Source organism: Stenotrophomonas sp. 05L414_2, assembly GCF_056397905.1.
In genome coordinates this window covers 1-25,067 of record NZ_JBFTOJ010000086.1, presented here as the reverse complement: position 1 = coordinate 25,067, position 25,067 = coordinate 1, and the positions used below count along the sequence as shown (strand labels likewise).

Sequence of the window (25,067 nt, the reverse complement as noted above, 5' to 3'; positions counted from 1 at the left end):
GCCATGTAGCGAAGATGGGGCGGATGCGCTTCATCGAGATCCACATCCTGACGTCGCCGTCTACGCCGCTGGGCACGGTGGGTGAGGTGGATGCGATGCGCGATGAGATTGCAGTGCGGTTGGACGCGCGAAGCAGCACGTTCTGGCTGACGATCGATTTCACCGCGGATCCGGCGTGGACCTGATCCTTCCGATCGTTGCGTGCGTTGGACCGCTCTGTTGCATGCAATTGGTTTGACCTCAACAGCAGTTGAGGTCGCAGACTGCATCGCATTCCCCACAAGGCATGCGGTATGAACCTGCTGACCACCCCGGACTTCAGCCATGGCCTGCTGGATCTGTTCGATCCGCCCGGCCTGCACGATCCCAGTGCCAACGGATATTCGCATGTGGCGGTGGTGCGACTGCCAGCGCGTGTGATCCATATCGCCGGACAGGGAGGCGAGGACGACCAGGGAAGCCTGTCGCCGAGCTTCGAGGAGCAGGTGTCGCAGGCACTGGACAATCTGCAGACCGCGCTGCGGTCGGCGCATGCGGATCTGGCCGATGTTGCACGACTGCGGATCCTGGTGGTCGACCACGACGAGGATCGCCTGGGCATCATCGCCCGCCAGGTGCGGCGACGTTGGGCCAATCGCGCAGCGCCGACCTGCACGTTGATTCCGGTGCCGCGGCTGGCGTTGGACGGAATGCTGTTCGAGATCGAGGCAGAGGCCTACAGCGCTTAGCGCAGGTAGTACTCCACCGGCACCCACCAGTTCCTGCGGAGCTGGCAGTTCTTCTGGAATCCGGGGCAGAGGCTGGGCGCGGCGGAATGTCTGCAGCGCGCTTTCATCCAGCATCGGCTGTCCACTGGACTGTTCCAGGCGCAATGCCCGCAGGTGGCCGTCGCGGTCGATGCTGGCCCTGACCCATGCGGTGCCCTGCTGGCGCCGCGACCTCGCTGCGGCGGGGTAATAGCGGTAACGCTCCAGCCGCGCCATCAGGCGGGCTTCCCACTGGTCGCTGGCGGCGCCGGCCTGGAAGTCCGCCGGTGGTGCGTCCGGAGCGGGCGGTGCGGCCGTGATCGATGCCGGTGCGGAACGGGCATCGGTCGCGGCCGCAGGTGGGGCCACGGGCAAGGGCTGGTGGCCGTCGCCATTCTTCTCGCTGGCGGCGAGGTTGCCCTCGGGTGCCGCCGTGGCCCGCGGTGGTGGGGGTGTTTTCCGCGCCTCGGCTGCCCGCGATTGCTGGGCCTGGCTGAAGCGTTCGGACTGCAGTTCTTCCACCGGCTGCGGCGGCGTGGCTGGCGCCAGCAGGCGCAGGCTGATGCGCACGTCCTGTTCCGGCGGCGGCTGCAGCGGCGGGGTGGACATCCAGTGGACGAACAGCAGCAACGGCAGCAGGTGCAGCCCGATGCTGATCGTCACCGCTTGCCAGTGCTGCCGACGCTCACTCATCGCTGACTACCCCGGACGGGTCGGCGACGTCGGCAGCGAGCAGAGGGCCAGTGACCGCATCAGCACCTGAGGCAAAGCTGTGTTGGATGAGTTTGCGACGGACGTGGGCGTGCAGCGGCCGGTAGCGGGCTGYGCACAGCTGCGCGACATCCGTCGATTCGACAGGCATGGGCACGGGGCGGGCGACGGCTGGGGAAGGGAACAGCCCGCGGCGGCAAGGGCAGCGGCGTCACGTTACAGTAAAGAAGAATCATTTGCATCTGTGTTTGTGTGCGCCCGTCCTGCGGTAGTGCCACGCGGGCGTGCGCTGGCACGCGTAGAGCGGGCTATGGCGAGCGCGCGGCGCGTTCCATCTGCAGCAGCAGGCGGTGCGCGGGGAACATGCGCAGGCTGGGGTAGCGGGCGCGGTAGTAGGCATTCCAGTAACTGGCAGCGCGCTGTCGGCAGAGGTCGAAGAATGCGCGGTTCTCGCCAATGAGCGCGGCATAGCGCTGCAGGCCGGTCTGTTGCGCCGTGATCGCCACGGCCGACGCGACCTCGTCCACGTACTCCCCCAGCAAGGCCAGCTGGAAGGCATGCACCCAGGGCATCGGCGAGGGCCCCAGCTTCTCGATCGCACGTTGCCGTACATGTCCGTCGCAGTGACGCGAGAGCAGGCAGAGGCAAAGGGCGCGCGTATCACCCTGCAGTTGGGATGCGAGCCGGAACAGGTCCGTGGCGTCGGCGTAGATACGATAAGGGAACCGCAGCAGTTCGCCTTCGATGATGAGGCTTCGTTCGCCATTGCCCGACAGGTTGTCGATCCGGCCCAGCCGTTGCTGAAGGTCGGTGCAGGTTGCCTGCAACACGCGGGGAACGTCGATCAACGCGACGGTTCCGCCAGCGTGATGCCGCGATAGTCGCAGTGGATCTGCAGGCTCTCCGTGGCGTTGGGGTGCAGATCGAAGTCGCATCGCTGCAGTGCATCCTTGGCCGCTGCAACGGCGTCGGCATGGCGGCTGACGCGCTGCTGCTGCCAGCGCAGTGGAGTGAACACGCCCAGCGGAAGCAGGCGCAGGCGCTGGCCGTGCAGGACCAGCGAGACATCCACATGACGCCCGTCCAGATCGTGGCCATTGGCGCCGAAGATGGCGTCGATCTCATCATGGCGATGCCGATAGCAGCAGCGGAACACGGCGATGCCCAGCCGCCGGACCACGCGCCGGAAGCCGCCCAGCTGTCCCTGGCTGCATTCGAAGCCGCGGGTGACCAGCAGACGAAGCGTGGACGGCAGCAGGGCCTGCGCGTCGAGCAGGCGCTGCAGAACCTCGGCCTCGACGATGACCTGTGACGCGGGCCAGCGTGGGGCAATGCGCAGGCCGTCGATGGTGCCGCGTGACAGTTTCAACATGCGTGAAGCTTCGCATGGGAGTGGGTAGCCGGGTAGTGCCGGCCGCTGGCCGGCTCCTGGCGCGATGGTCAGAGATCGCGGTACTGGATCTGCGCGGCCAGCACGCGCAGGCCATCGGCGGTGCTGGAGAGGATGCGCTCCTCACCGATGCCCTTCTGCCGTTGCAGGGTGAAGCCTTCGGCAGCGGGCAGGCGTGCGGCGATGGCATCAATGCGTTGCAGCGCGTTGGGACCGTCGCAGTCGACATGGCCCCAATGGATGCCGTTGTGCTGGATGGTCAGGCGGTAGTGCATTGGCGGGTCTCCGGCAGGTCGTGCAGCCACTGATGGAACATTGCGGTCGCCGCGGCGGCGAGAGGCCCGCCGTAGCGGCGGGCCTGCGTGCGCAGGTCGACGGGATCGATACCGGCCGCGGCCAGTTCCAGCGCATGGCCGATCAGCCAGCGCTCGAACTGGCGCGCATCCAGTTCGGGATGGCATTGCAACGCGAGTGCATGGTGGCCGATGGCGAAGGCTTGGTGGCGACAGGCGGGCGTACTGGCGAGGCGGCGTGCGCCCTCCGGCAGTTCGAAGGCTTCACCATGCCAGTGCAGCACCGGGATGCCCTGTAATGCCTGCAAAGGCGAGCGCTGGCCTTCATCGGTGAGCAGCAGCGGTGCAAAACCAATTTCCTTGCCGCCGGTGGGGGCAACGACAGCATGCAGTGCGCGCGCCATCAACTGGGCGCCCAGGCAGATGCCCAGCGTCGGCCGCTGTTGCTGCAGGCGACGCTGCAGCAACGCGATGCTGTCGGCGAGGAACGGGTAGGCCGCTCCATTGTTGACGCTGATCGGGCCACCCAGCACCACCAGCAGATCGGCATCTTCGGCTGCATCGAGTGCATCCACGCCGGCTTGCAGTGTATGTACCTGCCATCCCTGCGCGAGCAGCAGCGGATGCAGGGTGCCAAGATCTTCAAAGGCCACGTGCTGCAGGGCAACGGCGCGCTTCATGCCGGTGCTCCCGGGGTGGGCCAGTAGAAGCTGTCGGGCGTGGAGCGTGCACCGAAGATCGCCTGGCCAACGCGGACGACGGTGGCACCTTCCTCGATGGCGACTTCAAAATCACCGGACATGCCCATCGACAGCTGCGACAGGTCCAGGCCTGCCGGCGCCGTCTGCTGAAGCTGGTCGCGCAGCTCGCGCAGGCGCACGAAGCAGGCGCGTACGCGTTCCACCTCGGGGGTGAAGATGGCGAGGGTCATCAGGCCACGCACGCGCAGGCGGTCGAAGGCGGGCAGCTGCTGCACGAAGTCGGCCACCGCCGCCGGCTCCAGGCCGTATTTGCTGGGCTCTGCCGAGGTGTTGACCTGTACGAACACATCCAGCGTGCGGTCCTCCAGCAGCAGCCGCTGCTGCAGCGCCTCGGCCACGCGCAGGCTGTCCAGCGCCTGGAACTCGCTGGCGAAGCGTGCGACGTAGCGGGCCTTGTTGGTCTGCAGGTGGCCGATGACTGACCAATGCACGCCAAGGTCGRCCATGGCCTCGGCCTTGCGCTGCGCCTCCTGCACCTTGTTTTCCCCCAGCTGGTGGCAACCGGCGGCTACGGCCATGCGGATGCGTGCTTCATCGACGGTCTTGCTGACCGGCAGCAGGCGCACGCTGGCCGGATCACGACCGGCGCGGGCACAGGCGCTGGCGATGCGCTGGCGCACGGTGGCCAGGTTGGCGGCGATCTGTTCGACGGACTGGGCGACGGGCCAGTCGGCGGGGGCGAGGGACATGGGGCACCTCCGGTGCGGGGTGGCCAGGGTGGGATACACTGGCACAGGACAAGAGATAGTTTGGCATAGGACAAAATGAAAATCACCGGGAACAGCGCCGAAGCGATCTTCGACAGCATCCGCGAGGGCATCGGTAGCGGCCATCTGGCGGCCGGCAGCGTGCTGCCGCCGGTGCGGGATCTGGCCGATCGACTGGGGGTCAACCGCAATACCGTAGCCGCTGCCTACAAGCGGCTGGACGCGGCGGGCCTGGCCAGTACGGCAGGGCGTCGCGGCACGGTGGTGCGCGGCCTGCCGGCGACGATGGCGCGCGAGGGCAGTGCGCCGGGGCTGGCCCTGCATGACCTGGCCGGCGGCAACCCGGATCCGCGCTGCCTGCCTAGCCTGCGGGTGGCCGCGGCGGCCTCGCGCCTGTATGGAGTGGAGACGGTCGATCCACGCATGCAACGCCTGGCACGGGCTTCGCTGGATGCCGATTGCCCGCCGGACTATGCGCTGGAACTGACCCATGGCGCGGTCGATGGCATCGAGCGTCTGTTGTCGGCGTGGCTGCTGCCGGGGGACCGCATCGCAGTGGAGGATCCCTGTTTCCTGGGCAGCCTCAATGTCCTCGGTGCGGCCGGACACGCGCCGCTGCCGGTGGCGGTGGATGCGCACGGCATGCAGGTGGAATCATTGCGGCAGGCGTTGGATGCAGGTGCACGCGCGGTGCTGCTGACCCCGCGCGCACACAATCCTACTGGTGCCAGCCTGGACGCGAAGCGTGCACGTGCGCTGCGCCAGTTGCTGGCCGGCTATCCGCAGGTCGCGGTGCTGATCGACGATCACTACGCGCTGCTCTCGCAACAGGCCTATCACTCGGTGTTGCCGATGGACGGTCGGCGGTGGGCGTTGCTGCGTTCGTTGTCCAAGGCGTTGGGCCCGGACCTGCGCGTGGCCTGGCTGGCCTGCGATGAGCAGACCGCGGCGCGCCTGCGTCTGCGGCTGGCGGCGGGCACCGGCTGGGTCAGCCATCTGTTGCAGGATGCAGCCAGTTCGGTGTTGGAGTCGGCGCAGCAACGGGCGAAGGTGGCTGCCGCCGGTGAGCGCTACCAGCAGCGGCTGCAGGGTCTGCAGGCCCTGCTGCAGGCGCGCGGGCTGCCGACACCGATGCCGATGGAAGGCTTGAATCTGTGGCTGCCCCTGCCGGCCGACAGCACGCCGCAGGTGCTGGCGCTGGCGGCGCGTGGCTGGCATGTGCGTGGGGGTGAAGTCTTTGCGGTGTCTGCACCGGCGCATGGGTTGCGCATCACCTGTGCGGCACTCGGCCCGCCGCAGCAACGTCGGTTGGCCGATGACCTGGCGGCGGTGATGCGCTGAGCGTGCGCGCTCAGGGCGCAGCGCTGGCGCCGGGGCGCACGTAGTAGGACTGGCCGCTGTCGTCGAGGAACACCAGCTCCGGCTTGCCCTGCCAGGAACTCAGCATGGCGCCGGTGTTGTTCTGGTGCTTGACCATCAGGCTGGCACCGCGGTCCGGATTGGCGACCACCTTGAAGACCTCGGTGGTGCCGGTGGCATCGTCAAGGGTCAGCAGGGCTTCGCCACCCCGGTCGCTGGTGCCGTAGCCGCCGCGCTCGGAGCCATCGGGGCCGAGCAGGATCAGGCCGGACAGGGCGGTGGCACGCGGCCCCTGCGGGCGGCCCCGGCTGAGGGGGTCGGGAACCGGGGCGCCGAGGATCACCCGCGGCTGGCCGCTGGCATCGTGGATGATCAGGCCGCGCGCTTCGATCACGCGGTGCGGTGACTGGCTGCGATGCAGGTTCCAGGCGGTCCAGCCGGAAACGAGCAACGCGAGCATGGCGACCACCAGGGTGGTCAGGGTCAGGGCACGAGCCATTGTGTATTCCTTCCTTGGACGTGGCCGACGATAGCGGAATCCGGTCGGCCGTGGCCAGTTCGGTGTGTGACGGTGTGTATCGTCAATGGAAGTCGCGGCTGTGGCTGCGCAGTCCCTGCAGCAGTTCGTCCAGGCAGTGCATGCGCTGCACGATCACATGCTGCACGCCATCCACGCGTTCCAGCCGGCCGTCGATCTGCATCAGCTGCGTATCTACCAGGACGTGGTGCTGGCGGTCGGCCAGATGTCGCCAGACCACGGCGTTGACCATGCCGGTTTCATCTTCCAGGGYAAGGAAGGTGACGCCGCTGGCGGTCTGCGGGCGCTGGCGCATGCGTACCAGGCCGGCGATGCGTACGCGCCGGCCATGACCATGGTTGGCCAGCTGCGCGGCATCCAGGCAGCCACGGGTTCGCAGCTGCGCACGCAGGAACGACATCGGATGGCGGCCGAGGGTGGTGCCGGTGCTGCGGTAATCGGCCTGCATGTCTTCCCAGGCGCTGGGCAGGGGCAGGGCCACGCGCGCTTCGGCGGTGGCGCGGGCCTGGTCGAACAACGGCAGGCGGTTCTCCACGCCGGAGATATCCCAGCGTGCGCGGTGGCGATGGCCGCTGAGACCGCGCAGGGCGCCAGCATCGGCGAGCAGGCCCTGCTGGCGGCGATCCAGTGCGGTGCGCTGGCAGAGATCGCCGACATCGTCGAAGGGGCGCCGTGCGCGTTCACGCATGATGATCTGCGCGGCCGGTTCGCTGCAGCCATCGACCAGGCGCAGGCCGAGCCGGATTGCCGCCGCGCCCTTGCTGAAGTCCAGTGTGCAATCCCAGTCGCTGTGGCGCACGTCCACCGGCAGTACCGTGATGCCATGCCGGCGTGCATCCTGCAGCAGCTGGTCGGGGCTGTAGAAGCCCAGTGGCTGGCTGTTGATCAGGCTGGCGGTGAATGCAGCCGGGTGGTGGCACTTCAGCCAGCAGCTGGCATAGGTGAGCAGGGCGAAGCTGGCCGCGTGGCTTTCCGGAAAACCGTAGTCGCCGAAGCCCTTGATCTGCTCGAACAGGTGCTCGCCATATTCCAGACTGAAGCCGTTTTTCAACATGCCCGTCAGCAGCTTTTCGCGGTGCGGTTCCAGGCCGCCACGACGCTTCCAGGCGGCCATCGAACGGCGCAGTGCATCGGCTTCGCCGGGTTCATAACCGGCAGCTTCCACCGCCAGCTGCATCACCTGCTCCTGGAACAAGGGCACGCCCAGAGTGCGCGCGAACACGCGTTCCAGTCGCGCTGGATACAGCGGGTTCTCCGGATCATTCAACGCATCCGGGCCTTGTTCGCGCAGGATCCGCCGACGTTCCAGGTAGGGATGCACCATGTCGCCCTGGATCGGCCCGGGGCGCACGATCGCTACTTCGATCACCAGGTCATAGAAATTACGCGGCTGCATGCGTGGCAGCATCGCCATCTGCGCGCGCGACTCGATCTGGAACACGCCGATGGTGTCGGCGGCGCAGATCATGTCGTAGGTCGGCTTGTCATCGTCCTCGATTGCATCCATGCGTCCTTCGTGCAGGCCGTGCTGCTGCAGCATCGCCAGGCATTTGCGGATGGCGGTGAGCATGCCCAGTGCCAGGCAGTCGACCTTCATCAGGCCGGTGGCGTCCAGGTCGTCCTTGTCCCACTGGATGACGGTGCGGTCGGCCATCGCCGCGTTCTCCACCGGCACCAGCGTCGACAGCGGATGCTCGGAAATCACGAAGCCGCCCGGATGCTGCGACAGATGGCGCGGAAAATCGATCAGCTCGGCGGTCAATGCCAGCAGCCGGCGCATCAACGGTGTTTCCGGATCGAAACCGCGCTCGCGCAGGGTTTCCGGCAACGGAATGTTGCCGCCCCAATGGTCCATCGCCGCGCCCAGCTCGTTGACCTGGTCCATCGGCAGGCCCAGCGCACGGGCGACATCGCGGATCGCGCTGCGGCCACGGTAGCTGATCGCCACCGCCGTCAACGCGGCACGCTCGCGGCCATAGCGGTTGAACACGTACTGCAGCACTTCCTCGCGGCGCTCGTGTTCGAAGTCGATGTCGATGTCCGGTGGTTCATCACGCTCGGCGGAGATGAAGCGCTCGAACAGCAGGTTGCTGCGCGCTGGGTCGATCTCGGTCACACCCAGCACGAAGCACACCGCTGAATTGGCGGCCGAGCCACGGCCCTGGCAGAGGATGTCCTGGCTGCGGGCGAAGCGCACGATGTCCTGCACGGTGAGGAAATAGGAGGCGTACTGCTTCTGCTTGATCAGTGCCAGTTCGTGCTCGATCTGCTTGCGCTGGGCTGGCTCGATGCCCTTTTTCCAACGCCAAGGAATGCCGCGCTCGACCAGCACGCGCAGCCAGCTGTCCGGGTCGTGGCCTTCGGGCACCAGTTCGCGCGGGTAGGTGTATTTCAGCTGGTCCAGGGAGAAGTGGCAGCGTTCGGCGATGCGCAGGGTTTCTGCCAGCAGTTCGGGCGGATACAGCTGGGCCAGTGCAGTGCGCGGGCGCAGATGACGCTCGCCGTTGGCAAACAGGCGCCAACCAGCCTCGGCCACGCTGCAGCGATGGCGGATCGCGGTCAGCGTGTCCTGCAAGGCACGACGCCGACGCACGTGCATGTGCACGTCGCCACTGGCGACCAGCGGCAACCGGTGGCGCTCGCCGAAGGCCTGCAGCTGCTGCAGCCGGCGCGTGTCGTCGTGTTCGTGGTGCAGCTCCACGGCCAGCCACAGGCGCTGCGGAAAACAACGGCGCAGCAGTTCCAGTTCGGTGGCCGCCGGTTGCCGGTCCAGCCACAGGCACAGCAGGCCCTCGGGCAGTCCCTGCAGATCCTCGCGCAGGCAGCGGTATCCGCCCTTGGCTGCCCGCCGGCGACAGGTGGTGATCAGCTGGCACAGCCCGGCGTAAGCGGCTTGGTTGGTGCACAGCAGGGCCAGCTTGGGCCCGTCTTCAACCTGGAATTCGGCACCGACGATCAGCGCCACGCCGTGYGTCTTCGCCGCCTGCCATGCGCGCACGATGCCAGCCAACGAGCATTCGTCGGTGATGGCCAACGCGCGGTAACCCTGGCCGGCGGCGCGTGCGAACAGTTCCTCGGCGGTGGATGCGCCACGCTGGAAGCTGAAGGCCGACAGGCAGTGCAGTTCGGCGTATCCGGGCAGATCGGTGTGCATGGGGCTCAACCGAACCAGCCGTGCAGCATCCACGGCGCATGCGGATCATTGCGCGTGCGGAAGGCCCAGCCACGCTGGCCCTGCGCGGTTTCCACCACGTAATAGTCGCGGCGTGCATCGGCCTGGTCCCACCAGCCCGATTCAATCCGTTCCGGCCCGGCGACGATGCGCAGGCGCGGATCGCGCAGCGGCTGTGGCGTCTCCAGCAGCCAGCCGGGGCGCAGCGGCCACCAAGCGGGTGGCTTGGCCGGTGGCTGGGTGCCACTGGCGCGTTCGGGGCGGTGGTCGGCCTGCACGGCCAGTGGCTGCACGGCGTCATCGCCGAGGCGGGCACGCAGGCGCTCGCGCAGCTGGGTCCATGGCATCGCCTGCGCCGGGCGGGTATCGAACAGGTCACGTGCGGCCGGCACGAACGGCGGCAGCTGCTCGGCCTGCAGGCGCAGCGCACGGCTGCCGGCGGGCAGGGCGAAGGCTTCCATGCGGTTGCGTGCGATCTCGAACAGCAGCGCCGCATCGCGTTCGGGGGCCAGCAGGCCGATGGTCAGCACGCTGGCCGGCAGCAGGTCGTGCTCGAAATGCAGATCGAAACGCTGCACGCCACCATCGCGCGAACACAGGAATGCGGCCAGATCCAGCAGCAGGCGCCGCAGCGGGAACAGCAGGGCCTGGCTGGATTCGATCTCGTATTCGAATTCGATGCGCGCATCGAACCGGTCCGGCGGCTGGTAATAGCGCAGCGGCGCGTTGCCCAAACCGCGCACGGCATCCAGCTGCTGCAGTACCTCGGGGGCGAAGCGGCGGGCCAGGCTTTCGCGCGGCAGGTCGAAGGCCGCCCCCAGCGTGCGCAGGCCGGAGCGTGCCAGCACGGTCACTGCATCAACGGGCAGGCCACTACGCGCCAGTGGCAGCTGTGCCAGTGCGGCGGGCAGCTGCTGCGCATCGATGCCAAGGCCATCGTGCACATTGGCCAGCACGCGCGCGGCATGCGGGTTGGGGGCAGCGACCAGGCGATGGCGGAAGCCCAGGTCGTGCAGGCCGTTGCGCAGGCGTTGTTCGATCGTCAGCCAATCGCCGAACAGGGCACGGCTGGCACCGATCTCCAGCACCAGCGCATGCGGAAAATCGAGGCTGACCAGCGAGCTGGTGGCATACAGCCAGCTGGCCAGCAACTGCCGGGTGTGCTGTTCGGCGCTGGGATCGTAGTCATGCAGCTGCAGGTCCTGCACCAGCACCTGCGCGGCCGACAGCAGCATGCCCGGGCGCAGCCCCGCTGCCCGCGCGGCAGGGCTGACCGCACGCAGCACACGACGCTGCGCCGGCCCCTGCAGCAGTACCAGTGGCCGCTGTGGATCGGGCTGCAGGCGCAGCACGCTGTCCAGCGCCAGCTGCGGCAACAACAGGCAGGCCCAGTGCATGGCGCGGCCTCAGTGGGCGATGGCCAGCGGCAACGGCTGCGCCGGTGGCAGCCCGCCGCGGCACTTCAGCACCCGCACCTGGCCATGGTCGAGCTGCAGGCGCAGGCTGGCCGGGGAGGGGTTGCGGGCGGCGCGGGCCTCGCGGAACACGAAACCCAGGCACTGGCCGCTGTCGGCGGCAACCTGCAGGCGGCGCAGGGCACGATCGTCGGCCTGCTGCGGCCAGCACAGCACGGCGGCGCAGGCGGCAGAGCGCAGGCACTGCTCGGCCGCCCACAGCGCCTGCTTCGGTGCGGCGTGGATGATCTGCAGCTGGGCCAGGTCGAGCCCGGCGGCGGCCCATGCCGGGGCGTGCGGGCGATAGGGTGGGGCGACCAGCACGATCGGTCGTGGTTGCTGGCTCAGCTTTGCCAGCGCCGGCCAGATCAGGGCCAGTTCACCGACCCCGGGTGCTGCCTGCAGTACTTCGCACAGCCCGCTGGCTGGCCAGCCACCGCCGGGCAGGCGCGCGTCCAGCGCCGGGTGGCCACTGGCCAGATGGTCGCTGGCCTGCCCCTGGCGTGCCGGCCCGCGCCAGACCTGGCGGCCGTCCAGCAGGCGGTCGAGGGCGACGACGGCGCCCATCAGCCGGTCCTCCGGGGGAGGCGCCGGGCTGGCGGGAAGCGGCAGAAGTGGGCGGAAACGGCAGGCATGGAGCGAGTATCGACAGGCCGATATCAGGGGCTGAGACCGGACATGCTACTCGGCTTGTGAGTAATATTACTAATGAAATCGGAGGGCGGGGTTTCAGCTTGCTGAAGGAGGTAAAGCATCCACGCAGGGCGTGGATCTACTGGGGAACGGGGGCCTGGATGCGGGAAAAGCGGTGCCGGCCAAGGTCGGCACCGCCCACCCTGGCCCGGCTATCGGGTCACGGGCGGACCGGCAGGGCCACCGGGCGCAGCGGCGCGGCGTCGCCGCCGCGGATCTTCAGCGGGCCACCGATGAAGGCGAACTCATAGACCTTGTCGCGCGCCAGTTCATCCAGCGCCACCAGCTCGATGATCGGCGCGCCCTGCTGCGCCAGCAGGTAGGTGTGCAGCGGCACGTAGTCGTCGGACACTTCGGAAGGGAAGGTCTCGAAGCTGAGGTTGTCGGCGCCGACGATCATCGCGCCGCTGTCCTCCACCAGGAAACGCGCCGCATCCATGCCCATGCCCGGCGGGTTGGCCATGTAGGCCTTGGGCTGTTCGAACAGGCGCATGCGACCGGTGCGGATCAGTACGATGTCGCCCTGCTGCAGCTGCACGTGCTGGCGCGCCAGCGCATCCTTCAGGTCCTGGCGGGTGACGCGGTAGCTGTCCGGCAGCATGTCCATGCCCTTGGCGCCGGCCACGTCGATCAGTACGCCACGGGCGATCAGCGGCGGGAATTTCTCGATGCCGGTGACGTTCCAGCCGCGGTCGCCGAGGTGCTTGTCGGCCTCGAAGCCATTCCAGATCTTTCCATGGATGCCGAAGTGGTTCAGCGCATCGATGTGGGTGCCGGTGTGGCTGTACATCGAGAACGCGGTGCCGGTGTAGCTGCGGGTGAGGTTCATCGTCTCGCCTACGCCCATCGGGTCGTCCATCACCGTGCCGCGCGGGGTGTGGGTCATCCAGAACTGGTAGTGCGGGTCGCCGGCATCCTGCCAGCTGGGCATGCCGACGTAGTACTCGGTGGCCAGATCGTAGGCTTTGCCGCCGCTGACCCGCGACAGGATCGCTGCGCGTGAGGCCTCGGTGATCAGGTTGAGGCGGCCGATCTCGTCCTTCGGCCCCCAGGGGCTGGTGCCGACCTGCTGGCCGGAGGGAACGCGTTCGTGCGCGGACACGGCGGTGGAAGCCGCGGCGCCGGCCAACAGCAGGGCCAGGGCGGTGCCCAGGGTACGTGGGGTCATGGGAATCTCCTTGAAGGTGGGGAACGGTGCGGCTCAGGCCGCGACCAGCGGCGCCAGGGCCTGGCGCAGTTGCGGCAGCGGCAGGGTCTGCAGGCGCAGGCCGTTGCCGGTGATGACGGTGGGGATGGAGCGGATGCCGAGTGCGGCAGCTTCAGCGCGGTCGGCCTGCACGCGCTGGCGCACCTCATCGCTGCGCATCCGGTCGGCGAAGACGCCACGCCGATGCCCCAGCTGTTCGGCGATGTCCAGCAGCACCTCGACGTCACCGATGTTTCGGTGCTGGTGCAGGTGCGCCCACTGCACGGCATCGAACATCGCGCCGTGTGCGGCGTTGCCGCCGAGCATGCCGGCGGCCTGGCAGGCCAGTGCACCCAGCCAACCGGAAGGGTATTCGAAGTCCTGTGCCCGCATGCCGTCGATATCGATGCGCGCGCTGTCGTCATGCGCGGCGCAGTCGGCCCAGTGGCGCAGGATGATGGCCTTGGCGCGCGGCATCGAGCCGAATACCTCGATCATCTGTTCGCGCGAGTCCTGCAGCACGAAGCTGCGGTGGTGGACCTGGATGCCGAGTTCGACCGAGACCTGCTGCAGGCGCGGGGCCAGCACGAAGCACCAGCCGCAGACCACGTCATGAAAGAAATCGACCACCGGTGCAGTGGTGGTCAGCGAAGGAGAGGCGATCATCGGCCTGCCGTCCGTGAGAGGGGAGGCGGCAGAGTAGGCAGTGGCGCCGGGCCGAAACAGCACGCGGCGGGCAGCTCAGTTTTCGCTGGCGGTTACGAATCCAGCCCGGCGCAGGCGGGCAGTTCGGCGTGCAGGAAATCGATGAAGGCGCGTACCTTCGGTTGCAGGTGGCGCGCGGTGGGGTAGACCGCGTAGACGAACCGCGGCGGATAGCGATGGTTGGGCAGCACCTGCTGCAGTTCGCCGCTGGCCAGTGCCGGTGCGGCCAGGAACGAGGGCAGCGCACCGATACCGAGGCCGGCGACCAGCAGGTCACGCAGCAGCAGACTGTTGTTGGCGGTGACCCGTGTCGGCAGGGTCACCGTGACCTGGCCATCGGGGCCGAGCAGCGGCCAGCTGCCGGGTGAATCGGACAGGCTGTAGCCAAGCACGCTGTGCGCCTGCAGTTCTTCCACCACCTGCGGTGCCGGATGGTGCTGCAGATAGGACGGTGCCGCGCACAGCACCTGCTGCAGCGAAGCCAGGCGGCGTGCGACCAGCCGCGAATCTTCCAGTTCGGCGCGGATGCGCAGGGATACATCGAACCCTTCGCCAACCGCATCAAGCAGACGGTCTTCCATCACCAGGTCCAGTGCAAGCTGCGGATGCTGCTGCAGGAAGCGTGGCAGCAATGGCGACAGCGTGCTCAGCGCGAATGACTGCGGTGCATTGACCCGCAGGCGCCCGCTCACTTCACCGCGCTGTTCGGCGATGCCGCGCTCCAGCGCGTCCAGTTCATCGAGCAGGCGGCAGCATTCGCGGTAATAGGCATGGCCGGTTTCGGTCAGGCTCATGCGGCGGGTGGTCCGCTGCAGCAGCACTACGCCCAGATGCGTTTCCAGCGTGCGCAGCTGCTTGCTCAGCCCGGCTGGCGACAGGCCCAGGTCTTCGGCAGCACGGGCGAGGCTGCCGCGTTCGACGATGCGGCGGAAGGCGCGCATCAAGGTGAAGGAATCCATGCCGGTCCAGGCCGCGATGAGGTCGACATTGTAGATCCACGCCAGACGTGGATCGCCCACCAAGGTGGGCATTCAACGTGAGCGGACGCGGGGTTGCGCTGTTTGTTCAAGCCTGCAGCCCGCATGCCGCGCCAGCATGCAGGCCCCTCACTGTTCAGAGCCAGCCATGAAGCACTGGATGCTCCGCCTGTATGCCCCGTTGTTCCTGCTGGGTTTTGTTGCCGCCGCCATCGCCTGGGTCGGCCACTCCCACGGTGACCCGCTGTGGCTGCTTGCCTTGCTGGCTGTCGCCATCGCGGTGTCGTTCGCTGCCGAGCGGCTGTGGCCTTACGATCCGGCGTTCAACCACGACCAGGGTGACCGCCTGCGCGACGTCCTGCATGCGCTGGTCAATGAAAGCCTGAACCTGCTGTCGATCGCCACGGTGCCGATGCTGGCGGCAATCGTGCCCTGGCACGTCTGGCCGACGCAGTGGCCATTCGCGCTGCAGGTGCTGGTGGCGATCATCGCGGCTGACCTTGGCATCACCCTGGTGCACTACGCCAGCCATCGCATCGGCTGGTTGTGGCGGTTGCATGCGGTGCATCACAGCGTGATCCGCATGTATGGCTTCAATGGTTTGATGAAACACCCACTGCACCAGGCCGCCGAAGCGGTGGGCGGCGTACTGCCGCTGCTGCTGTTGGGCATGCCGATGCCGGTGGCCGCAGTGCTGGCGTTCGCCATCGCGATCCAGCTGCTGCTGCAGCATTCCAACGTGGACATGCGCCCGGGTGTGTTGGGCCGGGTGATGGCATGGGCACCGCTGCACCGCTTCCACCACATCCGCTATGGCACTGCAGGTGATGTCAATTTCGGTTTGTTCTTCACCGTGTGGGACCACCTGCTGGGGACCGCGTTTGATGCACCGGGCTATCGGTTGCGGCAGCGTGATCTGGGCATCGGCAGCCAGCCGGACTATCCGCTGGCGTATTCCGCACAACTGCTGGCCCCCTTCCGCGCGCTGCCCCATGGCGAGGTGCCGGAGCTTCCGGAAGGACTGCGCAGGCGCGGTTGATCGATGCGTCAGGCCGCGTGCAGCTGCAGGCCCTGCAGTTGCGCGGCACCGATGCCGAACATGCGGCGCAGGCTGCGCGAGAGGTGGGGCAGATCGGCGAAACCGGCAGCATGCGCGCTGTCGGTCAGGCTGTGCCCGCGCAGATGATGCGCCAGCGCACTGCGCAGCCGTTGCCACAGCACCCAACCGCGCAGGGTCACTGCCAGCTCGGACTGGAAGCGCCGATGCAGCTGGCTGGTCGACAGATGCGCGGCCTCGGCGATATCGGCGGCTGGCACCGGGCCGGGCAGGTGCTGGGTGATGCGGGCCAGCGCCGCCTGCACGCGGCGGTCCAGGGGCTGTGGGCGGCTCAGTCGCGGCAGCCACTCGTGCAGCTGCGCGGCATTGCCGGGCAACGACTGCAGATGCTGCTGGATCTGTTCGAGGTCGGCATGTGCCGGTTCGAGGAACACCGTGCAGCCGTCAGCGGGCGCCGACAGGATCGCGTGCGATTGGAAGGAGCGCAGCCACAGCCGTTGGCCCTGCTGCTGCACGCCATCGATCTCGACCTGCCAAGGGACGCCGTCGCTCAGCAGCAGCTGATGGGCGTAGTGCGCATGCGCGGCGCTGTCACCGGCGTGGCCCTGCAGCACGGCCACGTGTGCATCCAACAGCAGGGTGCCATTCCAGGGTAGAGCGGGGGAGGACATGGAGGAATTGTAGATCCACGCCATGCGTGGATGACGTATGCCGCAAAGGTTCATGGGAAAAACATCCACGCATGTTGCGGGGGCGTGAGCGCCATGGATGGCGCGACCGAGCCTCCATGGATGGATTCACGGCGCCCCCCGCAACCGGACCCACCCCGCCTACCCATAGGAGCCCAGCTTTTGCTTCTGCTGTTGCATTGGCCGTTGCCTCTGCGGGTGCCGGGCGCAGCCCGGCCGCCACCTCACCGCCCCTGCGGGTCCGGCCGGTGGTGCACGTACTCGACCACGGTGCCATCGGGATGCACCGCATTGAACGCCGCACCGGTCGGTACCACCTGCAGCGGAAAGATGATCTCGGCGCCGGCGGCCACCAACTTGTCGTGATAAGGCCGAACGTCGTCGACCAGCAACGTGCCCGTGGTCGACGTGAACGGCGCCAGCGCCTCGTCGCAGCCTTCGATCAGCAGGAACGCACCGACCATCGCCAGCCGCAGGCCCGCATCGGGAAACGGAAAGCCGGCATCGGCGACCACACCCTGCAGCTGCTCGTAGAAGGCCACGCTGCGTTCCAGTTCGCCGGGGGCGACGAACACCCGGATCAGCACGCGCGGGCTGCGCTGGCTGGAGGTGTCACAGCGGTCGCGCCAGAGATGGTCGAAGTCGCGATGTACGGTCATGGGCTCGATTCGTCGCCGGGGAGAACCATTATCGGCAGCGCCGTGCAGCCCGTTGATGACCGCCGGTGATGGGCTGATAACCAGTCCGCACATCGCGCCTGTGACTTAGGTCCTGTTGACAGCGATGAACGCCCTCGCACACTCTTCACATGATGGGTCGCCCTGCGCGGCCCGGACAGGCAGGTTGTCACGCACGGGAGGAGGGTCCCGCGCGCAGACCGGCCCGTCCTCTGGCCTGCAAGGCGTTGCCCGGCAACGCATGCGCGGCATGACGCTGCACCCTTCGGCGGCACTTTCCCTGGACCGATTGCCTTGGCAACGGAATTACGCCCGCCGATGAAAACGTTTACAAAGCCGCTCGCCCTGTCCCTGGCCCTGTCTGCCGCACTGGCCACCCCGGCCTGGGCCGACTCCGCCGCCTTCACCGTGCTGACGCTGGAACAGGCGCCGACCGCGGACGCGATGCCGGCCCTGGCTGCCCAGTTGAAGACCCTGCAGGTGGATGCGGTCAGCGTTCGCCAGGTACAGCGCGGCATCGGCCAGGTCGATCCGCTGCAGCTGCTGGCCGATGGCCTGGGCTACCAGTACCGCTTCATCGCCGCCGGCAAGGATGACGGCCAGACCCAGCACGGCCAGGCCGTGTTGACCCGGCTGCCGATCGCCGCCGAATCCGGCCCCGACCAGCCGGGCCTGAACTACCTGCGCCTGGATGACGGCCGCCATGCAGTGGCGGTGTACACCGACGCTGGCGCCGGTGCTTCGCAGTTGCCGGCACTGGTGTCGCGTTCGCGACTGGGCGCGCCGGCGGTGCTGCTCGGCGCGGTGGCCGGTGAATCGGCCAAAGCGGCCGGCTTCGATCCGGCACGCGTGGCCCTGGAGGCCGATGCCAGCTATTTCAGCGATGGCTTCCAGGCCGCCAGCAGTGCGCCGTTCAAGGTTGAAGGCAGCGCGCTGCGTGCAACCCTGCTGACCCTGGCCTATGCGGCTGACAAGGGCGGCGAGCAGCCGTGGATGGATACCACGCTCACCGCCGATGCGCGCGCTGCGCTGCTGCTGAAGGCGATGACCGAGGACGAGAAGTTCCAGATGCTGCACAGCTACTTCGGGCTGGGCAAGGACGGTGGCAAGCTGCCGGAAGGTGCGGTGGGTTCGGCCGGTTTCGTGCCGGGCGTAGCGCGCTTGGGCATTCCGTCGCAGCAGTCGGCCGACGCCGGCGTGGGCGTGACCAATCCCGGTGGCATCCGCCCGGGTGATTTCGCCACCGCCATGCCGTCGGGCCCGTCCACGGCGTCCACCTGGAACCGCGGTGTTGCCTTTGCCGGTGGCGCGACGATGGGCCGCGAAGCCTGGCAGCAGCGCTTCAACATCCTGCTGTCCGGCAGCGTCAACCTGCAGCGTGACCCGCGTAACGGCCGCAACTTCGAATACGCTGGTGAAGACCCGCTGCTGGCCGGTTCGATGGTCGGCGCAGTGATCCAGGGCGTGCAGAGCCAGCACGTGATCTCGTCGATGAAGCACTTCGCGCTGAACGACATGGAGACCCGCCGCAACTTCCATGACGTGCGCATTGGCGAGCAGGCCATGCACGAGTCGGATCTGCTGGCGTTCGAGATCGCGCTGGAAGCTGGCCGCCCGGGCGTGGCGATGTGCTCGTACAACAAGATCAACGGTACCTACGGCTGCGAAAACGGCTACCTGATGAACCAGGTGCTGAAGCAGGAGTGGAAATTCCCCGGTTTCGTGATGTCCGACTGGGGCGGCGTGCACAGCGGTTCGAAGGCGGCGCTGGCCGGCCTGGACCAGCAGTCCGCCGGTGAAGTGTTCGATGCGGCGGTGTTCTTCGATGAGCCGCTGCGCCTGGCCGTGCACGGCGGCGTGGTACCGCAGGCGCGCCTGAACGACATGGTCGCGCGCATCCTGCGCACGATGTTCCTGCACGGCAACTTCGACAACCCGCCGCAGCACCAGAAGGTCGACGCTGAAGCCGGTTTCGCCGTGGCCCAGCGCACGGTGGAAGAAGGCAGCGTGCTGCTGCGCAATGAAGGCAGCCTGCTGCCGCTGGCCGACAGCGCCAAGCGCATCGTCATCATCGGTGGCCATGCCGACAAGGGCGTGATCGGTGGCGGTGGTTCGTCGATGGTGGGCGTCACGGCCAAGGGCACCAACGCGGTGCCGGGCGTGCTGCCGACCACCTGGCCGGGCCCGGTGATATTCCATCCGTCCTCGCCGTTGGAATCGCTGCGTGCCGCGCGTCCGGACGCCACCATCACCTATGTGGACGGCACCAATGCCGCCGCTGCGGCCAAGGCTGCTGCACAGGCGGATGTGGCCATCGTGTTCGCCACCCAGTGGGCGGCCGAATCGGTGGACCTGCCGGACATGCAGCTGCCGGACAACCAGGATGGGTTGATTTCGGCGGTGGCCAAGGCCAACCCGAAGACCGTGCTGGTGCTGGAAACCAACGGCCCGGTGCGTACGCCGTGGCTGGCGCAGGTGCCGGCGGTGCTGCAGGCCTGGTACCCGGGTATCCGTGGCGGTGAAGGCATTGCCGCACTGCTGACCGGCCAGGCCAATCCGTCCGGCCGCCTGCCGGTGACCTGGGTGGTGGACGAATCGCAGCTGCCGCGCCCGCACATCGATGGCCTTGGCTTCAAGCCGGCCAAGCCGTTCGGCGATGTGTTCGATTTCGATATCGAAGGCGCCAACGTCGGCTACAAGTGGATGGCGGCCAAGGGCCTGACCCCGACCTTCGCCTTCGGCCACGGCCTGTCCTACACCTCGTTCGCCTATGAAAACCTGAAGGTGAGCGTGGAGGGTTCGCGCCTGGTTGCCAGCGTCGACATCCGCAACACCGGCATGCGCGCCGGTGCCGACGTCGCCCAGCTGTACCTGAAGCTGCCGGCCGGCAGCGCCACGCCGATCCGCCTGATCGGCTACGACAAGGTCGAGCTGCAACCGGGCGAACAGCGCCGCATCCGCATCGAAGCCGAGCCGAAGACCCTGGCGCATTACGATGCGCAGGCACGCCAGTGGAAGATCGCCGGCGGCACCTACCAGGTGCAGTTGTCGCGCAACGCCGCCGAGCCGCTGCAGACGGTGGACGTGCAGCTGGTGGAGCAGGTGCTGCGCCGCCGGGCCATGCCCGGCGGGCGAAGGATTCAGCTGGCGTCGTCACCAAACCACCCGCGCAGGAAATCGATCAGCTGCCGCACCTTCGGCGAGGGCTGGCTGCTGTGCGGGTACACCGCGTACACGCTCTGCTGCGGGAAACGATGCTGGCGCAGCACCGGCCGCAGGCGGTCGTGGGCGAGATCGTCCTCGATCAGCCAGCGTGGCAGCACGGTCACTCCTGCACCGGCCACGGCGAACGCGCGCAGGCTGCTGGCCCCATCCACGCGTATCACCGCGTTGCCCGGATTGGTGGCGAACAATGCATCGCTGCCATCCGGCGCGACCACTGGCACATCGGCCAGGCGCGGATAGCCGAGGCGGGGCAGGGTGCCCAGCAGCACCGGATCATCCACCGCCTCGGCGGACCCCAGGCGCGCCAGCAATGCCGGAGCGGCGACCGCGCACAGCGGGTGACGTTCCAGCTCGGTGGCATGCAGTTGCGAATCGGGCAGGCGGCCGAGGCGGATCGCCAGGTCGAAGCGCTCGGGAATCAGGTCGGCCGGGGCTGGCGAGGTCGATAGATGCAGCGCCAGCGCTGGATGCTGCGCGCGGAAGGCTTCCAGTGCTGGAATCAGCCGCAGCTGCGCGTACTCCGGGGTGGTGGTCAGGCGCAGTACGCCCTGCAGTTGATGCTGTTTGACAGTGTTGCAGCTGCCGTCGTGTTTTTCCAACAACGCTGGTCCGCGATGCTGTCGCCTTCGCTGCCGGAGCCTGCTGATGCCTTCCCCACGCCTGCGCCATGAGGCGATCTTCCTGCTGGTGTTCGCGCTGGACTTGGTCAACATGTTCATCGCCACCGTGGCCTACCCGGCGCTGGCGGCCGAGCTGCATGCGGACATCGGCACCCTGGCCTGGGTAGGCACGGCCTACATGCTGGGCCTGAGCGTGGTGATTCCGCTGGCCCCGTGGCTGGCCGCGCGCTGCGGCGAGCGTCGCCTGCTGCTGGCTGCCTTGGTGCTGTTCGCGGTGGCTGCGGGCCTGGCCGGCGCCGCGCCGTCCATCGGCTGGCTGCTGGGCTGGCGGCTGCTGCAGGGGTTGGCTGGCGGGCTGCTGATTCCGGTGGCGCAGGCGGCGGCGTACCGGCAGTGCACGCCTGAGCAACGCGGTGCGCTGACCCGGCGCATCCTGCTGGTGGCGTTGCTGGTGCCGGCACTTGCACCGGCTCTTGGCGGCCTGCTGGTGCAGTGGCTGTCCTGGCGCGGCGTGCTGTGGGCCAGCCTGCCGCTGGCGGTGCTGGCGATCGCCCTGGTGCTGGCGTGGATGCCGGCCGATGGCCTGCGCAGTGCGCCACGCCTGCAGGGCTATGCACTGGCCACCGCCATGTCTGCGCTGGGCGCGTTGCTGCTGGCATTGACCTGGCTGGGTGAGCCCGACCATCGCTTCGCCGGCGCAGGGTTGCTGCTGCTGGCAGCAGTGCTGGCCGCCGCCCACCTGCGTAATGCACGCCGGCAGCCGCAGCCGCTGCTGCGCTGGTCGCTGCTGTCCCATCGAGGCCTGCGCATGGCGATGCTGGTCTATCTGGCGGTGCCGGGTGTGTTCATCGGCAGCCAGCTGGCCAGTACCCTGCAGTTGAACCACGCCGGTTACAGCGCCGCGCAGATCGGCGCCTTGATGTTGCCGTGGGCGCTGGCCTCGGCACTGGCAATCACCGGCAGCCGACGCTTGCTGGCGCGCTTCGGGCCGGGCTCGGTGCTGCGGCTGGGCATGGTCCTGCAGGCCAGCGGTCTGCTGCTGATGGCGCTGCAATCGCAGCCCCCCTTCACGCTGGCCGCAACGCTGTTCGCCCTGATGGGCGCTGGCGGCAGCCTGTGCAGCAGCACCGCGCAGACGTTGGCGTTCCAGAGTGTGGACGCCGAGGCGCTGGGCGATGCCAGTGCGCTGTGGAACCTCAACCGCCAGCTCAGCTTCTGCCTGGGTACCGCCGCCATTGCTCTGCTGCTGGCCTTGGCCATGCAGTGGTGGCCGGCGCATGCCACCGGCGTGGCGTTGGGCCTGGCGGCCGTACTCACCCTGTTGCCGCTGGCGCTGCTGCGCCGGTCGCAGCTGCATTCCCTTTCCGCTCCGGAGACTGCTTGATGGACATGACCGCCGAACACGAAATCCACCTGCTGCACGACAAGCTGCAGGCCTGGTTCCGCGCAGAGGTCGCGGCCGATGCACTGGCTGATCTGATGGAACATTTCTGCGCGGACTTCAGCATGGTCGGCATCTCCGGTCGCAGGTTGGACCGCGCTGCCGTGCAGGCGCTGTTCGTGGGCGGACACGGCGCCCGGCCGGGACTGGGGATCGCCATCGAGGCCGTGCAGGCGGTGGAAGCGCCGTCGCCGCYGGCGGTGCTGCGTTATCGCGAAGGGCATGCCGTGGGTGGGGAAGAAACCGCGTGGCGGGAATCGCTGGCAGTGCTGCGGCAGGAAGGAGGGCGCTGGCGCTGGCTGGCCCTGCATGAAGTACCGGTGGCGTGATGGATCCGCCGGGCATGTCCCGGCGCTACCGTGGTTGGCCGTGAACGGGTAGCACCGGGCCATGCCCGGTGAGCGCAGCGGCAGCAGACCGCACATGTGCCATCAGTCCTGCCTGTAAACGCCGCAGAATGCAAAGCAGGCACACGCTTTGCCGGGGGCTACGGGAGTAGGCTGGGGCCTTTCCTGCCGGGAGGTGATGTCCATGCGTGTGCGTGCCGTTGCTGTTGCCGTAGCCCTGAGCCTGTCCAGCGCCGTGCTGGCCGCCGACACGCCGCCGATGACCCCGGACATCAGCGGAAAACCCTTCGTCGCCCCCGATGTGGGTCGCGACTACGACAAGCGCGTGGTGATGGTGCCGATGCGTGATGGCACCAAGCTGTACACGGTGATCGTGGTGCCCAAGGGTGCCCACAATGCACCGATCCTGCTGACCCGCACACCGTACGACGCCGCCGGCCGCGCCAGCCGCAGCGATTCGCCGCGCATGCGCGATCTGCTGCCGCAGGGCGATRAAGTGTTCGTCGATGGCGGCTACATCCGCGTGTTCCAGGACATCCGTGGCAAGTACGGCTCCGAAGGCGATTACGTGATGACGCGGCCGCTGCGTGGGCCACTGAACGGTACCAAGGTCGATCATTCCACCGACGCGTGGGACACCATCGATTGGCTGGTCAAGCATGTGCCGGAGACCAACGGCAAGGTCGGCATGCTCGGCTCGTCGTACGAAGGCTTCACCGTGGTGATGGCGCTGACCGATCCGCACCCTGCACTGAAGGTGGCCGCGCCGCAGAGCCCGATGGTCGATGGCTGGATGGGTGACGACTGGCTCAACTACGGCGCTTTCCGCCAGGTCAATTTCAACTACTTCGCGATGCAGACCGAGAAGCGTGGCAAGGGCACGCCGCTGCCGTCGCTGGGCTACGACGATTACAGCACTTTCCTGCGCATCGGCTCGGCCGGTGACTACGCGCGCTTTACCGGCGTGGACCAGCTGACCTGGTGGAAAAAGCTGGTACAGCACCCCGCATACGATGCGTTCTGGCAGGGCCAGGCGCTGGATGCGGTGATGGCGAAGACGCCGCTGAAGGTGCCGACCATGTGGCTGCAGGGCCTGTGGGACCAGGAAGACATGTGGGGTGCCAACCACGCCTACCAGGCGATGGAAGGGCGCGATACCGGCAACACCCACAACTACCTGGTGATGGGGCCGTGGCGGCACAGCCAGGTGAACTATGACGGCAGCCAGCTTGGGGCGCTGAAATTCGATGGCGATACCGCGCTGCAGTTCCGCCGCGACGTGCTCAAGCCGTTCTTCGACCAGTATCTGGTGGATGGCGCGCCGAAGGCCGATACGCCACCAGTGCTGGTGTACAACACCGGTGAAAACCACTGGGACCGCCTGCAGGGCTGGCCGCGCAGCTGCGAGAAGGCGTGCGCGGCAAACAGCAAGCCGCTGTACCTGCGTGCCGGTGGCAAGCTGGCGTTCCAGGCGCCGGCGGCGGGCGAGGGCGACTTCGAGGAATACGTGTCTGATCCGTCCAAGCCGGTGCCGTTCGTACCGCGTCCGGTGCGCTTTGGCGACCGCGACATGTGGACGACCTGGCTGGTCAAGGATCAGCGCTTCGTCGATGGCCGCCCCGACGTGCTGACCTTCATCACCGAGCCGTTGACCGCACCGCTGCGTATCGGAGGTACGCCGGTGGTGAACCTGCAGGCTTCCACCAGTGGCACCGACAGCGACTGGGTGGTGAAGCTGATCGACGTGTATCCCGACCAGGAAGCATCGACACCGGAGATGGGCGGCTATGAGCTGCCGGTGTCGCTGGCGATCTTCCGTGGCCGCTACCGCGAGAGCTTCAGCGACCCCAAGGCATTGGCGGCCAACCAGGTGCTGCCGTACCGTTTCGACCTGCCCAAWGCCAACCACACCTTCCAGAAGGGCCACCGGGTGATGGTGCAGGTGCAGTCCAGCCTGTTCCCGCTGTACGACCGCAACCCACAGACCTACGTGCCGAACATCTACCTGGCCAAGCCGGGTGACTACCAGAAGGCGACGCAGCGGGTATGGCACAGCGCCGCGCAGGCCAGTTACATCGAACTGCCGGTGTACTGAGACGGAGGGGATGACGCCGGGCACAGCCCGGCGCTACCCCGGTCGCGCGATGTCGGTAGCGCCGGTTGTGGTAGTGCCGGCCGCTGGCCGGCAACCCGGTGGCGCGAAAGCGTGAACAGATCGCTTGCAGGACCGACGGGGTAGTGCCGGCCGCTGGCCGGCAACGCGGTGGYGCGAAAGCGTGTCGACCAAGGTCGACACCTACCGGAACAGATCGCYTGCAG

21 protein-coding genes and 4 pseudogenes are annotated in these 25,067 nt (G+C 67.8%); 9 read left to right on the top strand and 16 right to left on the bottom strand.

The genetic code is table 11. The annotated features are described in order from the left end of the window. Together AC1DJN_RS13140 and AC1DJN_RS13135 are read left to right on the top strand one after the other, a co-directional pair. Positions 1 to 185: pseudogene (locus tag AC1DJN_RS13140) on the top strand (cation diffusion facilitator family transporter); the annotation flags it as partial. 108 nt (positions 186 to 293) lie between these two features. After that, positions 294 to 728 carry a RidA family protein gene (locus AC1DJN_RS13135; RefSeq protein ID WP_025879232.1) on the top strand — a complete coding sequence of 145 codons (435 nt, stop codon included), beginning with the start codon at positions 294 to 296 and terminating at the stop codon, positions 726 to 728. Here the strand turns inward: AC1DJN_RS13135 and AC1DJN_RS13130 are convergent. After that, positions 725 to 1,382 (bottom strand): annotated as a pseudogene (locus AC1DJN_RS13130) (energy transducer TonB family protein). The gene AC1DJN_RS13135 and the pseudogene AC1DJN_RS13130 sit on opposite strands and share 4 nt — an antisense overlap. On the opposite strand from AC1DJN_RS13130, the gene AC1DJN_RS13125 reads away from it, so the two are divergent. Further along, entirely contained in the window at positions 1,309 to 1,509 is a 201-nt protein-coding gene (locus tag AC1DJN_RS13125; protein WP_478039301.1) for a hypothetical protein, read from the top strand. The pseudogene AC1DJN_RS13130 and the gene AC1DJN_RS13125 overlap by 74 nt on opposite strands. 256 nt (positions 1,510 to 1,765) lie before the next feature. Here the strand turns inward: AC1DJN_RS13125 and AC1DJN_RS13120 are convergent, their stop codons facing one another. From AC1DJN_RS13120 to AC1DJN_RS13100, 5 genes are all read right to left on the bottom strand, one after another. Continuing rightward, positions 1,766 to 2,305 carry a hypothetical protein gene (locus AC1DJN_RS13120; RefSeq protein ID WP_051584910.1) on the bottom strand — a complete coding sequence of 180 codons (540 nt, stop codon included), beginning with the start codon at positions 2,303 to 2,305 and terminating at the stop codon, positions 1,766 to 1,768. Continuing rightward, positions 2,302 to 2,829, bottom strand: a complete 528-nt coding sequence (locus AC1DJN_RS13115) for a hypothetical protein (protein WP_032975244.1) — start codon at positions 2,827 to 2,829, stop codon at positions 2,302 to 2,304. The genes AC1DJN_RS13120 and AC1DJN_RS13115 overlap by 4 nt, the downstream gene beginning before the upstream one ends. Before the next feature lie 68 nt (positions 2,830 to 2,897). Next, a complete protein-coding gene (locus tag AC1DJN_RS13110; RefSeq protein WP_032975245.1) occupies positions 2,898 to 3,122 on the bottom strand; it encodes a hypothetical protein in 225 nt (74 codons plus the stop codon). Continuing rightward, complete coding sequence (locus AC1DJN_RS13105) at positions 3,107 to 3,820, bottom strand: glutamine amidotransferase (protein ID WP_032975246.1); 714 nt, start codon at positions 3,818 to 3,820, stop codon at positions 3,107 to 3,109. Before AC1DJN_RS13105 ends, AC1DJN_RS13110 begins: the two co-directional genes overlap by 16 nt. Next, positions 3,817 to 4,590 (bottom strand): YggS family pyridoxal phosphate-dependent enzyme, encoded by a 774-nt coding sequence (locus tag AC1DJN_RS13100; protein ID WP_478039300.1) that lies wholly within the window; start codon positions 4,588 to 4,590, stop codon positions 3,817 to 3,819. The genes AC1DJN_RS13105 and AC1DJN_RS13100 overlap by 4 nt, the downstream gene beginning before the upstream one ends. Positions 4,591 to 4,665: 75 nt before the next feature. Here AC1DJN_RS13100 and ptsJ point away from each other — a divergent pair, with 75 nt between their 5' ends. Then, positions 4,666 to 5,949, top strand: coding sequence for a MocR-like B6 salvage transcription factor PtsJ (gene ptsJ / locus AC1DJN_RS13095; protein WP_442252212.1), 1,284 nt, complete (start codon positions 4,666 to 4,668; stop codon positions 5,947 to 5,949). 10 nt (positions 5,950 to 5,959) lie between these two features. Here ptsJ and AC1DJN_RS13090 read toward each other — a convergent pair whose 3' ends face one another. The 7 genes from AC1DJN_RS13090 to AC1DJN_RS13060 form a co-directional block, all read right to left on the bottom strand. Next, entirely contained in the window at positions 5,960 to 6,466 is a 507-nt protein-coding gene (locus AC1DJN_RS13090) for a hypothetical protein (RefSeq protein ID WP_025879224.1), read from the bottom strand. A gap of 82 nt (positions 6,467 to 6,548) precedes the next feature. Beyond that, positions 6,549 to 9,659 carry an error-prone DNA polymerase gene (locus AC1DJN_RS13085; RefSeq protein ID WP_478039299.1) on the bottom strand — a complete coding sequence of 1,037 codons (3,111 nt, stop codon included), beginning with the start codon at positions 9,657 to 9,659 and terminating at the stop codon, positions 6,549 to 6,551. A gap of 5 nt (positions 9,660 to 9,664) precedes the next feature. Then, positions 9,665 to 11,074 (bottom strand): Y-family DNA polymerase, encoded by a 1,410-nt coding sequence (locus AC1DJN_RS13080; RefSeq protein ID WP_033831382.1) that lies wholly within the window; start codon positions 11,072 to 11,074, stop codon positions 9,665 to 9,667. A 9-nt stretch (positions 11,075 to 11,083) separates the two neighbouring features. Next, complete coding sequence (gene imuA, locus AC1DJN_RS13075) at positions 11,084 to 11,698, bottom strand: translesion DNA synthesis-associated protein ImuA (RefSeq protein ID WP_442252210.1); 615 nt, start codon at positions 11,696 to 11,698, stop codon at positions 11,084 to 11,086. 286 nt (positions 11,699 to 11,984) lie between these two features. Then, positions 11,985 to 12,992, bottom strand: a complete 1,008-nt coding sequence (locus AC1DJN_RS13070; protein ID WP_442252209.1) for a cyclase family protein — start codon at positions 12,990 to 12,992, stop codon at positions 11,985 to 11,987. A 33-nt stretch (positions 12,993 to 13,025) separates the two neighbouring features. After that, positions 13,026 to 13,676 carry a DsbA family oxidoreductase gene (locus AC1DJN_RS13065; protein WP_442252208.1) on the bottom strand — a complete coding sequence of 217 codons (651 nt, stop codon included), beginning with the start codon at positions 13,674 to 13,676 and terminating at the stop codon, positions 13,026 to 13,028. 92 nt (positions 13,677 to 13,768) lie between these two features. Further along, positions 13,769 to 14,674: a LysR family transcriptional regulator gene (locus AC1DJN_RS13060; RefSeq protein WP_442252207.1), complete on the bottom strand. Its 906-nt coding sequence runs from the start codon at positions 14,672 to 14,674 to the stop codon at positions 13,769 to 13,771. A gap of 178 nt (positions 14,675 to 14,852) precedes the next feature. On the opposite strand from AC1DJN_RS13060, the gene AC1DJN_RS13055 reads away from it, so the two are divergent. Then, positions 14,853 to 15,731 (top strand): sterol desaturase family protein, encoded by an 879-nt coding sequence (locus AC1DJN_RS13055; RefSeq protein WP_442252206.1) that lies wholly within the window; start codon positions 14,853 to 14,855, stop codon positions 15,729 to 15,731. 8 nt (positions 15,732 to 15,739) lie between these two features. Here AC1DJN_RS13055 and AC1DJN_RS13050 read toward each other — a convergent pair whose 3' ends face one another. Both AC1DJN_RS13050 and AC1DJN_RS13045 read right to left on the bottom strand, forming a co-directional pair. After that, positions 15,740 to 16,444 (bottom strand): helix-turn-helix domain-containing protein, encoded by a 705-nt coding sequence (locus tag AC1DJN_RS13050; RefSeq protein ID WP_032975256.1) that lies wholly within the window; start codon positions 16,442 to 16,444, stop codon positions 15,740 to 15,742. Between the two features lie 218 nt (positions 16,445 to 16,662). Beyond that, a complete protein-coding gene (locus tag AC1DJN_RS13045; protein ID WP_025878496.1) occupies positions 16,663 to 17,097 on the bottom strand; it encodes a VOC family protein in 435 nt (144 codons plus the stop codon). A 336-nt stretch (positions 17,098 to 17,433) separates the two neighbouring features. Here AC1DJN_RS13045 and AC1DJN_RS13040 point away from each other — a divergent pair. Beyond that, a pseudogene (locus AC1DJN_RS13040) lies at positions 17,434 to 20,226 on the top strand (beta-glucosidase); the annotation flags it as partial. A 29-nt stretch (positions 20,227 to 20,255) separates the two neighbouring features. Here the strand turns inward: AC1DJN_RS13040 and AC1DJN_RS13035 are convergent. Further along, positions 20,256 to 20,903: pseudogene (locus tag AC1DJN_RS13035) on the bottom strand (substrate binding domain-containing protein); the annotation flags it as partial. Positions 20,904 to 20,985: 82 nt separating this feature from the next. Here AC1DJN_RS13035 and AC1DJN_RS13030 point away from each other — a divergent pair. The 3 genes from AC1DJN_RS13030 to AC1DJN_RS13020 all read left to right on the top strand — a co-directional run bounded on the left by AC1DJN_RS13030 (position 20,986) and on the right by AC1DJN_RS13020 (position 24,843). Continuing rightward, positions 20,986 to 22,344 (top strand): MFS transporter, encoded by a 1,359-nt coding sequence (locus AC1DJN_RS13030; protein ID WP_442251976.1) that lies wholly within the window; start codon positions 20,986 to 20,988, stop codon positions 22,342 to 22,344. Next, the gene (locus AC1DJN_RS13025) at positions 22,344 to 22,730 is read left to right on the top strand and encodes a DUF4440 domain-containing protein (RefSeq protein ID WP_478039298.1); all 387 of its coding nucleotides are present in this window, start codon (positions 22,344 to 22,346) and stop codon (positions 22,728 to 22,730) included. The genes AC1DJN_RS13030 and AC1DJN_RS13025 overlap by 1 nt, the downstream gene beginning before the upstream one ends. Positions 22,731 to 22,932: 202 nt before the next feature. Beyond that, complete coding sequence (locus AC1DJN_RS13020; RefSeq protein WP_478039297.1) at positions 22,933 to 24,843, top strand: CocE/NonD family hydrolase; 1,911 nt, start codon at positions 22,933 to 22,935, stop codon at positions 24,841 to 24,843. Positions 24,844 to 25,067 lie beyond the last annotated feature (224 nt).

What these genes read in the sequence shown, in the direction of transcription:
- AC1DJN_RS13135 (WP_025879232.1), top strand. Translation starts at nt 294, where the DNA reads ATGAACCTGCTGACCACCCCGGACTTCAGCCATGGCCTGCTGGATCTG.
- AC1DJN_RS13060 (WP_442252207.1), bottom strand. Translation starts at nt 14,674, where the DNA reads ATGGATTCCTTCACCTTGATGCGCGCCTTCCGCCGCATCGTCGAACGC.
- AC1DJN_RS13070 (WP_442252209.1), bottom strand. Translation starts at nt 12,992, where the DNA reads ATGACCCCACGTACCCTGGGCACCGCCCTGGCCCTGCTGTTGGCCGGC.
- AC1DJN_RS13045 (WP_025878496.1), bottom strand. Translation starts at nt 17,097, where the DNA reads ATGACCGTACATCGCGACTTCGACCATCTCTGGCGCGACCGCTGTGAC.
- ptsJ (WP_442252212.1), top strand. Translation starts at nt 4,666, where the DNA reads ATGAAAATCACCGGGAACAGCGCCGAAGCGATCTTCGACAGCATCCGC.
- AC1DJN_RS13030 (WP_442251976.1), top strand. Translation starts at nt 20,986, where the DNA reads ATGCCTTCCCCACGCCTGCGCCATGAGGCGATCTTCCTGCTGGTGTTC.
- imuA (WP_442252210.1), bottom strand. Translation starts at nt 11,698, where the DNA reads ATGGGCGCCGTCGTCGCCCTCGACCGCCTGCTGGACGGCCGCCAGGTC.
- AC1DJN_RS13105 (WP_032975246.1), bottom strand. Translation starts at nt 3,820, where the DNA reads ATGAAGCGCGCCGTTGCCCTGCAGCACGTGGCCTTTGAAGATCTTGGC.
- AC1DJN_RS13125 (WP_478039301.1), top strand. Translation starts at nt 1,309, where the DNA reads ATGCGCACGTCCTGTTCCGGCGGCGGCTGCAGCGGCGGGGTGGACATC.
- AC1DJN_RS13115 (WP_032975244.1), bottom strand. Translation starts at nt 2,829, where the DNA reads ATGTTGAAACTGTCACGCGGCACCATCGACGGCCTGCGCATTGCCCCA.
- AC1DJN_RS13050 (WP_032975256.1), bottom strand. Translation starts at nt 16,444, where the DNA reads ATGGCGTGGATCTACAATTCCTCCATGTCCTCCCCCGCTCTACCCTGG.
- AC1DJN_RS13110 (WP_032975245.1), bottom strand. Translation starts at nt 3,122, where the DNA reads ATGCACTACCGCCTGACCATCCAGCACAACGGCATCCATTGGGGCCAT.
- AC1DJN_RS13065 (WP_442252208.1), bottom strand. Translation starts at nt 13,676, where the DNA reads ATGATCGCCTCTCCTTCGCTGACCACCACTGCACCGGTGGTCGATTTC.
- AC1DJN_RS13090 (WP_025879224.1), bottom strand. Translation starts at nt 6,466, where the DNA reads ATGGCTCGTGCCCTGACCCTGACCACCCTGGTGGTCGCCATGCTCGCG.
- AC1DJN_RS13080 (WP_033831382.1), bottom strand. Translation starts at nt 11,074, where the DNA reads ATGCACTGGGCCTGCCTGTTGTTGCCGCAGCTGGCGCTGGACAGCGTG.
- AC1DJN_RS13055 (WP_442252206.1), top strand. Translation starts at nt 14,853, where the DNA reads ATGCTCCGCCTGTATGCCCCGTTGTTCCTGCTGGGTTTTGTTGCCGCC.